The 14,016-nt window shown below is 57.5% G+C and carries 8 protein-coding genes; 5 read left to right on the plus strand and 3 right to left on the minus strand.

Going from position 1 to position 14,016, the window contains the following annotated elements; all coding sequences use genetic code 11:
• Positions 1–9 precede the first annotated feature (9 nt).
• A complete protein-coding gene (locus tag AB4Y96_RS02895) occupies positions 10–1,410 on the plus strand; it encodes an MATE family efflux transporter (RefSeq protein WP_091879579.1) in 1,401 nt (466 codons plus the stop codon).
• A gap of 19 nt (positions 1,411–1,429) precedes the next feature.
• On the opposite strand, the gene AB4Y96_RS02900 is transcribed toward AB4Y96_RS02895, so the two are convergent.
• Positions 1,430–1,663, minus strand: coding sequence for a DUF1674 domain-containing protein (locus AB4Y96_RS02900; RefSeq protein ID WP_441915533.1), 234 nt, complete (start codon positions 1,661–1,663; stop codon positions 1,430–1,432).
• A 115-nt stretch (positions 1,664–1,778) separates the two neighbouring features.
• Here AB4Y96_RS02900 and htpX point away from each other — a divergent pair, with 115 nt between their 5' ends.
• The 4 genes from htpX (at position 1,779) to purH (ending at position 7,746) form a co-directional block, all read left to right on the plus strand.
• Positions 1,779–2,744 carry a zinc metalloprotease HtpX gene (htpX, locus tag AB4Y96_RS02905; protein WP_441915534.1) on the plus strand — a complete coding sequence of 322 codons (966 nt, stop codon included), beginning with the start codon at positions 1,779–1,781 and terminating at the stop codon, positions 2,742–2,744.
• Positions 2,741–4,120: an RsmB/NOP family class I SAM-dependent RNA methyltransferase gene (locus AB4Y96_RS02910; RefSeq protein WP_441915536.1), complete on the plus strand. Its 1,380-nt coding sequence runs from the start codon at positions 2,741–2,743 to the stop codon at positions 4,118–4,120. The genes htpX and AB4Y96_RS02910 overlap by 4 nt, the downstream gene beginning before the upstream one ends.
• Positions 4,121–4,305: 185 nt before the next feature.
• Positions 4,306–6,015: a heparinase II/III family protein gene (locus AB4Y96_RS02915; RefSeq protein ID WP_441915538.1), complete on the plus strand. Its 1,710-nt coding sequence runs from the start codon at positions 4,306–4,308 to the stop codon at positions 6,013–6,015.
• A 114-nt stretch (positions 6,016–6,129) separates the two neighbouring features.
• The gene (gene purH, locus AB4Y96_RS02920; RefSeq protein ID WP_441915539.1) at positions 6,130–7,746 is read left to right on the plus strand and encodes a bifunctional phosphoribosylaminoimidazolecarboxamide formyltransferase/IMP cyclohydrolase; all 1,617 of its coding nucleotides are present in this window, start codon (positions 6,130–6,132) and stop codon (positions 7,744–7,746) included.
• Here the strand turns inward: purH and AB4Y96_RS02925 are convergent.
• Together AB4Y96_RS02925 and AB4Y96_RS02930 are read right to left on the minus strand one after the other, a co-directional pair.
• Positions 7,736–9,103 carry an MFS transporter gene (locus tag AB4Y96_RS02925; protein WP_441915541.1) on the minus strand — a complete coding sequence of 456 codons (1,368 nt, stop codon included), beginning with the start codon at positions 9,101–9,103 and terminating at the stop codon, positions 7,736–7,738. The two genes, purH and AB4Y96_RS02925, sit on opposite strands and share 11 nt — an antisense overlap.
• Positions 9,104–9,139: 36 nt before the next feature.
• Positions 9,140–13,933, minus strand: a complete 4,794-nt coding sequence (locus AB4Y96_RS02930) for an NAD-glutamate dehydrogenase (RefSeq protein WP_441915543.1) — start codon at positions 13,931–13,933, stop codon at positions 9,140–9,142.
• Positions 13,934–14,016 lie beyond the last annotated feature (83 nt).

The following is a 14,016-nucleotide window of genomic DNA, read 5'->3' on the forward strand; positions in this document are numbered from 1 at the left end:
AGACTCATAATGTCCGCCCTATCGACCCCAAACGCAGCACCGAAGCGTGCATGGCGTGAAGAAATTATTGCGATGCTGGCCTTGGGCTGGCCGATGATTCTGACCAATCTGGCCCAAACGGCCATGACGGCGACTGATGTCATGATGATGGGCTGGGTGGGCCCGCACACGCTGGCTGCCGGAGCGCTTGGCACCAACCTTTATTATGTCCCGATGATCTTCGGCCTGGGTCTCATGCTCGCGACATCTCCGATGATGTCGCGCGAGCTTGGCCGCAATAAATACACCGTTCGCGAAATCCGCCGAACCGTGCGTCAGGGTCTTTGGATTGCCGTCACGATCTCCATTCCCATCTGGTTCATGCTCTGGAACACACAGACTATTCTGACAGCCATGGGACAGGACCCGGCGCTTGCGGCCGAAGCGGGTGCCTATGTGCGGGCGCTGCAATGGGCGGCGTTGCCCTTCTATTGCTATATCGTGGTTCGCTCATTTATCGCCGCTCTGCAACGTCCGGGCTGGGCGCTGGTCATTGCCATTCTTGCCGTTCTGTTCAACGCCTTTGCCAATTGGTGCCTGATTTTTGGCAATCTCGGTTTCCCGAAGCTCGGCATTGTCGGTTCGGGGATTGCCACAACGCTTTCCTCTGCCCTCATGTTCATCGGTCTGGTCATTGTCGTTTTGCGGGATCGGCAATTTCGCCGGTACCACCTGTTCGGCCGCTTCTGGCGCGCAGACTGGGCGCGCTATGGCGAACTACTGCGCCTCGGCTTGCCTATCGCCGCGATCCTAAGTTTCGAAGTGACCATTTTCAACGCCGCAGCCTTCCTGATGGGTATTATTGGGCCGGATTCGCTGGCCGCCCACGCCATCGCTATCCAGATCGCCTCGATAGCCTTCATGGTGCCATTGGGATTCGGCCAGGCGGCAACGGTCCGCATCGGCCGCGCCTATGGTGCACAGGATAAGGAAGGCATCAAACGTGCGGGATGGGTGGCATTTGCAGCAGGTACCGGCTTTATGGTGCTCACGGCACTGCTCATGCTCATCGTTCCATTGCAGCTGATCCGTGCATTCATTGATATCAATGATCCGGCCAATGCGCCTGTTGTTTCGCTTGCCGTGACCTTTCTGGCCTTTGCCGCGCTTTTCCAGATTTTTGATGGAGCACAGGCCGTTGCCAGCGGCATGTTGCGCGGCCTGCATGATACAACCATACCGATGATCTATGCAGCGATTGCCTATTGGGGCATCGGTCTGCCGCTGTCGGTCGCTTTCGGCTTCTGGCTGAAAATGGAAGGTGCGGGGATCTGGCTCGGCCTGCTTTCCGGCCTGGCCGCCGCCGCTCTATTGCTGATGAGCCGCTGGCTGCGCCGGGAAAAACTGGGTATCGAGATTATCAGGCATTAGGCAAATAAGTGCCATCAAATCAAAAATCGATGGTCCGTCCTTTGATTTCCCAATCGCCGAAACGGGCTGGGTCCTTGCCCCCGCGCCCGCCAATTTCCCGCGGCTGGCTGGCTTGTTCCTGATCAGCCTTGTGGCGTGCCTCGGCTTCCAGCAATGCGCGCTGGGCAGCGGGTGGCAGTTGATCGAAAGGCTTGCGCGACGTTTGATCAGTATTGTCGGCCTGCGGCGTCTCTGATGTCTGATTACTGGTCATTCTGGTCTGTCCATCATTGAAGCTTGCTGTAGGAAACACCATCATATACCGGAAGATGTCTAACAAAAGGAATGATCTTGATACCTGATATGTTCACAATGCGGAGATTGAAACCATGAATGTCATGCGCACTGGAATGCTGCTCGCCTTCATGACCGCCTTGTTTATGGGCGTTGGCTTTCTCATTGGCGGTACGGCGGGCATGATGATTGCCCTCGTTGTTGCAACAGGCATGAATCTGTTCAGCTATTGGAATTCCGACAAGATGGTCCTGCGGATGTACAATGCCGTTGAAGTGGACCAGAACAACGCTCCTGAATATTACGGCATCGTTCGTGATCTCGCTGCACGCGCCGGCCTGCCCATGCCGCGCGTCTATCTTATCGAAAATGATCAGCCGAACGCTTTTGCCACCGGGCGCAATCCGCAGAACGCCGCTGTTGCGGCATCAACCGGCCTATTGCATCGCCTTTCGCCCAACGAAGTCGCGGCTGTCATGGCGCATGAGCTTGCTCACGTCGAACACCGCGATACGCTGACGATGACCGTCACCGCCACACTTGCTGGCGCGATCTCCATGCTTGGCAATTTTGCCATGTTCTTTGGCGGCAATCGCAACAATAATCCTCTTGGCATGATCGGCGCGCTCGTTGCCATGATCGTTGCGCCCTTTGCCGCCATGATCGTACAGATGGCCATCAGCCGGACACGCGAATATTCCGCTGACCGGCGCGGTGCGGAAATTTGCGGCAACCCCCTGTGGCTCGCATCGGCGTTGAACAAGATTGCGCGCGGTGCAAAGCAGATCGTCAATGAAGAAGCCGAGCGCAATCCGGCCTCCGCGTCGCTTTTCATCATCAATCCCCTGAGCGGCCAAGGAGCTGACAATTTGTTTTCGACCCATCCGAGCACGGAAAACCGTATTGCAGCCTTGGAGGCCATGGTTGACGAGTTTCGCCAGCGCCCAGCTCCAGAACAATCAACGGCAACACCCGCTGCTCCGGCACAGGAAGAACCCGAAAACGACGAGCCTTCCCCATGGGGCCGTGATGGTTCCTCGCGCAAAGGCCCATGGGCATGAGCGTGGGACAGGAGCGGAAACGGCCATTCGGAAAGAAAGCCAACGCGTCGGACTACCATGAGGCTGAAGACCGTCCAGGGCTGGCCGCGCGCCAATGTGCGACCCGGTTGCTCGGTGCGGTGATTGAAAAGCAGACGTCGCTGGATGGCCTGACCGACAACAGCAACGGCCATCCGCAATATATGGCGCTGGATGACCGCGACCGCTCGCTGGTTCGCGCCATACTTGGTGGGGCCCTGCGCAATCGCGGCACCATCGAAGCAATCATCGGCCAGTTGATCGACCGTCCATTGCCGGAAAATGCCGTTGCCCTGCGCCATCTGCTGCATGTGGCCGCAGCCCAGATGCTCTATCTCGATCTGCCTGACCGTGCGGCCGTCGATCTGGCTGTGACCGCCGCCAATAATGATCCACGCAATCGCCGTTTCGCCTCCATGGTCAACGCAGTTCTGCGCCGCCTGTCGCGCGAAAAAGACACGCTTATTGCCACTGCAAGCAATGTACCTGCGTGGTTCGAGGACAGTCTGATTGCCGCCTATGGCAAAGAAAAGACGCAGGCGATCCTCGAGATACAAAGCAAGGAGCCACCCATTGATCTCACGGTCAAAGGCGATCCGCAGGAATGGGCGGAACGCCTTGGCGGCGTTGCCCTTCCAACCGGTTCGGTACGCATGGCTCAGGTGGACGGCGCGCTGACCAGTCTTCCCGGCTTTGCCGAGGGTGACTGGTGGGTGCAGGATACGGCCGCAAGCCTGCCTGCCAAACTCTTTGGCGACATCAAGGGCAAGCGCGTTGCCGACCTCTGTGCGGCACCGGGTGGCAAGACAGCGCAATTGGCACAAGCCGGAGCAAAGGTCACGGCTCTCGACCTTTCCGCCAACCGGTTGAAGCGACTGCGATCCAACCTCGAACGTCTGCGGCTTGATGCCGAAACCGTGGAAGCCAATCTCGCCGCCTACACGCCTGCCGAACTCTTCGACGCGGTTCTGCTCGATGCGCCCTGCTCCTCGACGGGCACTGTGCGGCGTCATCCGGATGTTCCGTGGACAAAATCACCTGCTGATATCCAGAAGCTTGCAACGCTTCAAGCCAAGCTGCTTGATCATGCGGTCACACTCGTCCGCCCCGGTGGCGTCGTGGTCTTCTCCAATTGTTCGCTTGATCCGCTTGAAGGCGAAAAGGTTGCCAATGATCTTTTGGCAAAGAATTCGTCCATCGAATTGCTACCGGTCAGCAAAGATGAAGTGGGCGGACTGGGCGAACTGATCACCCCGGAGGGCTACGTGCGCTCCACGCCTGCCGACCTTTCCAATGAGAACCCGGCCCTCTCGGGCATGGATGGCTTCTTCGCTGCACGGTTTCGCCGGAAAGATTAAAATCGAATACTAAAATTTTAACTGTTTTGGTTGCATAGTCCCGGTTTGTCGTCGATGGGTTGAAACCAGAGCAATGATTTCAGCGTGCTGGAGCAACATCCCGCCATGCGGGACATGTTTCACGAATGTACGCGAAAGCAGACTGAAGTGCGCCGGAACGCGGCGAAGCGAGGAAATGCCGCGAGATGGTCGCGTTTAGCGAAACACCGCAATTGTGGGGACTTGCGACTGCGCAATTGTGGCGCCGTTTCCGCAGGCGCTTGCGCATGGGGCCGTTGTTTCGCTGGCGTTTTACCGGTTTCACACCGGAGCGCGTGCTGATTGCCCCGCAGGATTTGCGACCCGCCGACCCGCAACTGGCCGAAGAGTTTTATCATGGCCGCTTTGCCCTCGCCGGGCGGGTGGTGGAAACCGGCGGCCGTTCTCCCTTCATCGTCGAGCCACCCAATGCCGCCTGGCAGGCCGCCCTGCACAATTTCGGCTGGCTGCGCCATATGCGCGCCTCCGGTACCGAGCTTGCAACAGCCAATGCCCGCGCGCTGCTCAGCGACTGGATTACCAGTCATGGCCGCTCAATCGGTGGTCCCGCATGGACGCCTGAAGTAACGGCCCAACGCATCATCGCTTGGTTGCAGCATTCCAGCCTTATTCTGGCCGGTGCGGATTTACGCGCCTATCGCCAGTTCATGCGCTCACTCGCCACACAGGTGCGGTACCTTCGCACCATGGCAGCTGTCATGGATGATGGCGAAGAGAAACTGCGTGCCCGCATTGCCCTCGCCTTTGCCGCGCTGGCGCTGCCCGTGTCATCGAATACAGCCCGCTCCGCCCGCCGCAATCTCGAATTTGAACTCGTCCATCAGATCCTGCCGGATGGCGGACATATTTCCCGCAATCCGCTGACAGTGCTTGAACTTCTGGCTGACCTTCTTCCGCTTCGCCAAACCTATGCCAGCGGCACGGAAGCGCCGCCGAAAGCGCTGATGGAAGCCATTGAACGCATGCTGCCCGCATTGCGCTTCTTCCGCCATCACGACGGCAATCTGGCCCTGTTCAACGGCGTCGGTGCAACAATGCCGGAGCGTGTCATTGCCGTTCTGCGTCACGATGATATTGGCGGCCTGCCGCTGACGCACGCTGTGCATTCCGGCTATGAGCGGCTTTCGATGGATTCAACCACCATCATTGCCGATACGGGACTTGCTCCGCCGGTGACCGCATCGCGCGATGCTCATGCGGGTTGCCTCTCCTTCGAAATGTCCTCCGGGCGCAATCGCTACGTCGTCAATGCTGGCGTTGACCGCTATGGCCCCGAAGAGTTTCGCCCGCTCGCGCGCTCCACAGCCGCCCACTCCACCGCGACACTCAACGACACCTCATCATGCCGTTTCAGCGCGACCTCCGGTCTTTCCACCATGATCGGCACCCCGATCATTGCCGGGCCGACAAAGGTCAATGTGGAGCGGATTGAACGGCCGGGCGCCGTCGGCTTTGTCGCTAACCACAATGGCTATATCAGGCCATTCGGCATCTATCACGAACGCCAGATTGTCCTGTCGCACAATGGCAGTGTCATTGAAGGCATAGACAGTTTCTTTGCCGCAGGCCGCAACCCCCTGCGCGGAACCGGCCGTGAGAACGTGGTTATCCGTTTTCATCTTCATCCATCCGTCAGTATCAGCGTCGATGATAACGGCCTGATCATTCTGCAGGTGGACAATGACGATATCTGGATGTTCTCCGCTACCGTCCAGCCCTTCATCGAAGACTCGCTGTTCTTTGCCGGTTTCCGTGGCCCGGTCAAAACCCGCCAGATCACGCTTTCGCTGAATGCGTCGCAACTGCCTGAGGTCGAATGGCAATTCACCCGGACGGCCCTCGGAGCCTATGGTTAGGGGAAAACTGCCGCGATTCCTTCAAATCTGCGATCAGAAGTAGGATTCTGGGACAGCCTGTGCTAACCGGCTGTCCAAATCCCCCAAACTTTTCCGCTGAGGACGAATTCTCCCATGGCCGTCACTGCAAAATCCATTCCCGCTCCGAACCTTCATCCCGTCAAGCGCGCGCTCATCTCCGTTTCCGACAAGGCGGGCCTCACTGCGCTCGCCCATGCGCTGCACCGTCACGGCATTGAAATCCTTTCGACAGGCGGAACGTCCAAGACCATCGCGGCTGAAGGCATCCCGGTCACGGATGTTTCGGAGATCACCGATTTTCCTGAAATCATGGATGGCCGCGTCAAAACCCTGCACCCCAAGGTGCATGGTGGTCTTTTGGCCGTGCGTGATGATCCTGAACACACCGAAGCGATGAAAGCGCACGGTATCGGCGCTATCGATCTTGCCGTCATCAACCTCTATCCTTTTGAAGAAGTCCGTCACTCGGGCGCTGACTACGCCAACATCGTCGAGAACATCGACATTGGTGGCCCAGCCATGATCCGCGCTGCTGCCAAGAACCATGCCTATGTCGGTGTCGTCACCGATACCGGCGACTACGAGATGGTCATCGCCATGCTCGACAAGCACGAAGGATCGCTGCCTTACTCATTCCGCCAGAGTCTTGCCGCCAAGGCCTATGCCCGCACGGCAACCTATGATGCGGCCATCTCAGGCTGGTTTGCCGAAGCGCTGATGACCGAGACACCATCCCGCCGCGCCATCGGCGGCCATCTGCACTCGGTCATGCGTTATGGTGAAAACCCGCACCAGTCAGCGGGCTTTTACCTCACAGGCGAAAAGCGCCCCGGTGTTGCCACCGCAACCCAGCTGCAGGGCAAGCAGCTTTCTTACAACAACATCAACGATACGGATGCGGCTTTCGAACTCGTTGCCGAATTTGATCCCGCACGCACAGCGGCTGTTGCCATCATCAAACATGCCAACCCATGCGGCGTGGCTGAAGGTGCAACGCTGAAGGAAGCTTATCTCAAGGCTCTGGCCTGTGATCCCGTGTCGGCTTTCGGTGGCATCGTTGCGCTCAACAAAACACTGGATGCAGACGCCGCCGGGGAAATCGTCAAGACTTTCACGGAAGTCATCATAGCGCCCGATGCAACGCCGGAAGCACAGGCAATTGTTGCGGCCAAGAAAAACTTGCGCCTGCTTGTCACCGGCGGCCTGCCTGATCCGCGTGCATCCGGCATCACTGCCAAAACCGTTGCCGGCGGCATTCTCGTCCAGTCGCGTGACAGCGGTGTGGTTGACGATCTCGATTTGAAGGTTGTCACCAAGCGCGCGCCAACCGAACAGGAAATGATCGATCTGAAGCTGGCTTTCCGTATCGCCAAGCATGTGAAATCCAATGCCATTGTCTATGTAAAGGACGGCGCAGCAGTTGGCATCGGCGCTGGACAGATGAGCCGGGTTGATTCGGCCCGCATTGCCGCCCGCAAGGCTGAAGATGCAGCCGAGGCCGCTGGATTGGCGACGCCGCTGACGAAGGGGTCGGTCGTGGCTTCCGATGCGTTCTTCCCCTTCGCCGATGGATTGCTGTCAGCAGTCGCTGCTGGTGCAACCGCCGTTATTCAGCCGGGTGGTTCCATGCGCGATGAGGACGTTATCGCAGCTGCCGATGAACATGGCATTGCCATGGTGTTCACCGGCATGCGCCACTTCAGACACTAGGTTTTACCGGAACTGCGGCCGGATAGGGTGTTCGCAACAGGACAGCCAGTCCGGCCAGCAGGAAGACAATAATCATCGCCATGCCAAGGCGTGGCGACCCACTGACCGCAGTGACTGTTGCAACCACAAATGGCGCGAGAAAACTCGTTGCCCGCCCTGAAAGGGCATAGATACCGAAATAGCGGCCAGCCTCATCGATTGAGACACTACGCGCCATGTAGGAGCGCGATGACGCCTGCACAGGCCCGAAGGCGACACCGATGAGAAGCCCGAAGACGATGAAAGCTTTCTCCGCTGGCGTTCCAAACAACCCACCCGTATCTGCGCCATTGAGCGGCAGAAGACCGAACAGCGTGTAGCCCGGTCCGGTCGAGACGATGCCGATTGTCGCGATGGTTAAAAGCACCAGTGAAATGACCACAACCACCTTTGATCCAATCCGGGTGTCGAGGTAGCTCGCAGCAAGGCAGCCAAATATCGCGACGACATTGAGGATGATGCCGTAAATGCCGATCTCCGCTGTCGCCCAGCCGAACATGGTTGCAGCGAAAGCCCCACCAAGCGCAATCAGTGCATTGACACCATCCTGATAGATCATCCGCGCAATGAGAAAGCGCAGAATTCCGGGACGCTGACGCACCTCGCCAATGGTGGATTTCAGTTCGGCGATCCCCATATGCACTGCCCTGCCGACAGGCAATCCCTTGGCGCTATCGGGCGTGAACAGGAACATGGGCAGCACGAAAACCAGATACCACAGAGCTGACAGAGGGCCGGTCGCGCGATCTCCCTCTCCTGCCGCAGGATCAAGACCGAGGATCGGATTTAACCCGAGCATGGTTTTTCCCGTTTCAGGGGAACCAGCCATGAAGGCAACGACAAAGATCAGCGCGATCATGCCGCCGAGATAACCAAGGCCCCACGCCATGTTGGAGATGCGGCCTATATCCTTTTCCGGCACAAGCCGGGGCATCATCGAATCGTTGAAGACGATGGAGAATTCAGCCGCAATCGATGCCAGTGAAAAGAAGATCAGCGGCACAATCAGGCTTGAACCCGGCGCCGCAAACCACAGCATCGACAAGGCAAAGATCTGGATGACGGCAAAGAAACCGATCCACGGCTTTCGCGCTCCGGACTGGTCGGCAATCGAACCAAGGACCGGCGACAGCACCGCGATGATAAGCCCGGATATGGCAATGCCATAGCCCCAGGCAGCCTGACCAATGGCGGGATCATCAGCCATCCGCGCGACGAAATAGGGACCGAAAATAAAGGTCGTAACGACGGTAAAAAATGGCTGCGCCGCCCAGTCGAAGAGCATCCATCCCCAGATGCCCCGTTTAGACGCAGCCATTTTGTTTCCTTCCCCTGATCCGGTGTCCTGATTTGTCTAGGACAGATCGGAAAGCAATCCGGCGGCAACAGCAAGTCGCGACACGGTCAGGTCTCCGCCTTCGACAATGTTTGCCATACGCTGACGCACTTCATCGACCCGCGTACCTCTCCCGGCGAGCCACTCCTTGGCGGGATCGGGCTTCTTGCCATATTCGCTGAGCGCCGCAGCAGCAATGCCCCGGCGTGCCTGCGATATGAGGTCCGTGGCCCGCGCAAGTGCAAGACCATCATAATAGTCAGCGACAGAAACGCCGCGTGCCGCCTCTTCGATGCGTCCGATGCGGAAGGCTTCGGAAATATCGAAATAGGCCTTGGCCGCACTGGCAATATCGATGCCCGCCTGTTGCGCCACCGCGGCAATATCAGGGATGATTGGCGCAATCTCCAACCGGGCAAGCTGGGCTGCCAGCGGTGCGGGTGCGCCCTGCGTCGCATAGACTGCCGTATCATCGCGGATCTGATTGCTCATGGATACGGGCAGCAGCTTTTCCAGCTTCGGCTGCAAGGCACTGCGCGCACTCTTGATCTCCTCAATCGCCGCCTGCAGACCCACACCACCTGTCCTGTTGCGCAGAACCCATGCGGTCGTCCAGTTCAGCATCTGCGCCACCTTGGCGTAGAGGCCATTCTGGACATCACCGGGCAGCGCATTGTCGAGCGCATCGATGTCGGCAAACAGGGCATCAACCTCAAAACCGTCACGCACGATGACATAGGCCCGGACGATATCCGATGCCGATTGCCCCGTCAGGTCGGAAAGGCGGCTGACAAAGGTTGGTCCACCCCGGTTGATAATGTCATTGGCAAGCTGTGTAGCGATGATTTCGCGGCGCAGACGATGGGTGCGGATTTCCTCGCCAAACCCTTCCTTCATCTGACGCGGGAAATAATCAAGCAGTTCCCGTTCGAGATAAGGATCATCAGGCAGATTGCTCGCCAGCAACTGATCCAACAGAACGATCTTGGCATAGGCGAGCAGGACACCGAGTTCCGCGCGGCTGAGAGCAATGCCATCGGCCTGACGTTCCGCCAGCACCTTATCATCAGGCAGAGTTTCAACCTTGCGATTGAGCAGCTTGCGCGCTTCGAGATCACTCATGAATCGTGCCTGATAGGCAAGATCCGCCAAGCCGCGGCGCTGGGCAAGCGAGAGCGCCAGCGTTTGCAGGTAATTGTTCCGCAGGACAAGATCGCCCACTTCTTCGGTCATTGACTCCAGAAGTTTGTCGCGCTCGTCGCGTTGCAATTTTCCGGAACGCATGGCCTGCGCCAGCGCAATCTTGATGTTGACCTCAACGTCGGATGTGTTCACACCGGCCGAATTATCGATAGCGTCCGAATTGCAGCGTCCGCCAGCAAGACCAAATTCGATACGCGCTTTTTGAGTGACGCCGAGATTGGCACCTTCGCCAATGACTTTTGCCCGCACATCCAGTCCGGTAATGCGGATCGCATCATTGGCGCGGTCGCCAACTTCCGCATCATTCTCAAAGCTTGAGCGGATATAGGTGCCAATACCGCCGAACCACAGGAGATCAACGGGCGCTTTAAGGATCGCTGTCATGATCTCGAATGGTGTTGCCGTGGTCTTGGCAAGACCAATCACCTTGGCAGCTTCTTTCGACAGCGTGATCGACTTCTGCGAACGGGAAAACACCCCGCCGCCTGCCGAAATCTTCGACTTGTCATAGTCCTGCCAGCTGGAGCGCGGCAGATTGAACAGTCGCTGCCGCTCTTTCAGGCTGGCTTTGACGTCGGGTTCCGGATCAATAAAGATATCGCGGTGATCGAATGCCGCCACTAATTTTGTCTGCGGCGAAAGCAACATGCCATTGCCGAAAACGTCGCCGGACATATCGCCGACGCCCACAGCCACGAATGGCACTTTCTGGATATCCGTACCGATTTCGCGGAAATGCCGCTTCACGGCCTCCCATGCACCACGGGCGGTAATGCCCATTTTTTTGTGGTCGTAACCGGCAGAACCACCCGATGCAAACGCATCATCCAGCCAGAAATCATGTGCCTGACTAATGGCATTGGCCGTATCGGAGAAGGTCGCGGTGCCCTTGTCAGCCGCAACGACAAAGTAGGGATCGTCACCATCCAGCCGCAGAATATTATCAGGTGGCACAACCGTTTCACCATGCAGATTGTCCGTGACCGACAATAGCGTTGCAATGAACGTGATGTAGGCGGAACGGCCCGCTTCAAAGATTACATTGCGGTCGCCGCCGGTCGGCAGGCGTTTCGGGTAGAAGCCGCCCTTGGCACCAACAGGCACGATAACAGCGTTCTTGACCTGCTGTGCCTTCACCAGACCCAGCACTTCCGTGCGGTAATCCTGCGCACGATCCGACCAGCGCAATCCGCCACGGGCAACAGGGCCAAAGCGCAGGTGTACGCCCTCGACCTCAGGACCATAGACAAAGATTTCGCGATAGGGCCGTGGCTCCGGCAGATCATCAAGTGCCCGCGGATCAAGTTTGAAGGCCAGTGTCACACGCTCGCTGCCATCTTCCTCAGGTGCAAAGGCGTTGGTGCGCAGGGTCGATTCGATCAGGTTGAGGAAGCGACGCAGGATGCGGTCATCATCAAGACTTGGAACACCTTGAAGCGCCTCTTCAATCGTAGCGCGGATTGTTGCCTGCTTGCGCTCGGACTGAGCCGTTGCACCCTTTTTCGGATCAAGTCTCTGTTCAAACAGACCGAACAATTGCTTGGCAATCTCAGGATAACGATTAAGCGCTATTGCGATAAAATCCTGCGAATAGGGAATACCCGCCTGTTGCAGATAGCGGCCATAGGCGCGCAGGATGATGATCTGACGTGCCGTCAATTGCCCCGTTAGCGCAAGTGCGTTGTAGCCATCATTATCGGAAGCGCCGCCCCAGATATTGCGGAACACATCTTCGAACAGATCGCCATTGTCCCTGAGGTCAATCGGCGAGCCCGATGTGCTGACCAATTCCATGTCATGCACGAAGAGCGGGCTTCCATCTGCAGCGGGAAGGGCAAAGGTCTGCTCGCTGATGACGCGAAAACCCATATTCTCAAGCAACGGCACGCGCTGGGACAGGGCGACTGCCGAGCCATAATGATAGATTTTCAGCGATGCGGCATTGGGACCGTCTGTCCGGTGGCGATAAAAATCAACGAATAGCGGATTGGTGCGCGACAGTCCGGCAATGCGGCTGGCATCAACCAGCGCCTCATCCGGCGAAAAGTTTTCACGGTAGGAATCCGGAAACGCTGCAGCAAGTGATGAAAACTCGGCAAGGCCGCTGCGGTCGCCAACTTCAGCCACCGCATCTTCCCAGGTGCGAACAATGGAACGAACGGTCTCTTCCAGAGCCTCCCGTTTGACTTTCGGAAAATCATTATCCGCATGGCCGATGATGAAATGAACGCGGGCCAGATTGCCCTCGGGGAACGCCGGGTAATAGGCAGAAACATGTCCCTCATAGACGGCCGCGAAATAGGAACCCATCTTCTCACGCACGATGGAATCATAACGCTCACGCGGAACATAAACGATGATCGAGGCAAACCGGCCAAATGGATCAATGCGCGGCAGCACGCGCACGCGCGGACGCTCGCCAAGTGCCAGAATGATTTCGGCATTGCGGGTCAATGTCTTGACGTCGATCTGGAAAAGATCATCGCGTGGATAGCTCTCGAGAACCTTGATCAGCTGTTTGCCCGAGTGATCTTCGCGGTTGAAGCCGAGACGGCTGATGACCGCTTCCGTCTTTGACCTGAGATAGGGGATTTTCAGCACGGAACGCGTATAGGCCCCTGAGGTAAACAGACCAACGAAACGCAATTCGCCGCTCACCTTGCCCTGCGCGTCATATGTCTTGACGCCGATATAATCCATATAGCCGCGGCGATGCACCAGCGACTTGGTATTTGCCTTGGTGACGATCAGCGGCTCGGGACCCGTGAGGAACGCAATGATCTGCGGCGTGGTCGTCACGCCCTGATTGCCGCGCTTGAGCACGCGGACATCCGGATCGCGCAGGATGCCGAGGCCGGTTTTACCCGACCGTTCCAGTTCACCCTGACTATTATCCCCCTGATAGTCGTACTCGCGAACGCCGAGGAAGGTAAAATTATTGTCGCGCAGCCATTCCAGAAATTCGACCGCTTCTTCGGCAGCCGCTTTCTTCATGGGCGTTTTGCCAGTCCTGTAGGTTTCGATGGCATCATCGAGACGAGCGACCATGGCAGCGCGGTCATTGACCGCCTCACGCACATGCCGAAGCAAGGTAGTCAAAGCCTCCACGAGGATTTCGCGTGCGGGAGCATCCAGAGCGGGCACATGAATCTGCATCACGGAGACGCGAGCTTCGTCTTTGCCGGGCTTATCCGGACCTGCCGCGCCAATAACCGAACCGCTTTTCTTGTCCACATCCATCACCGGATGTAGAACCAGATAGACGGAACTGACCCGCTCACTGATCTCGCCGAGAACCGAGTCGAGCAGGAAAGGCATGTTATCGTTGATGAGGGTGACAACGGTGATCGGCCTGCCATCGCGGTAAACAGCGTTTCCATCGGAAAGATCAATCAGCGGCTTGCCCGTTTTGAACTGTTTCAGGGCCGCTTCGGCAAGCTTGGCTGAAGCCGTCAAGGCACCAGCATCATAATCTGCGAGGTCTTCTGCCGGAGCGCGGGCAAACAGCAGATCCTCAAACAAACCGGGTGCTTGCTTCTTTTCTTTCGTGGCTTTTACTGTTTTTGACTTCGGAGCGGCTTTTGCGCCCGATTTTTTCGTTGAAGCCATCAGAATCTCTCCCTGAACCGGCATTTTGGCTGATCATAGCCACTGAAATTGTATTTTCGACTGCAAACTGCACGCCAGACGTA

The organism is Phyllobacterium sp. TAF24 (assembly GCF_052113785.1).
Lineage (GTDB): Bacteria > Pseudomonadota > Alphaproteobacteria > Rhizobiales > Rhizobiaceae > Phyllobacterium.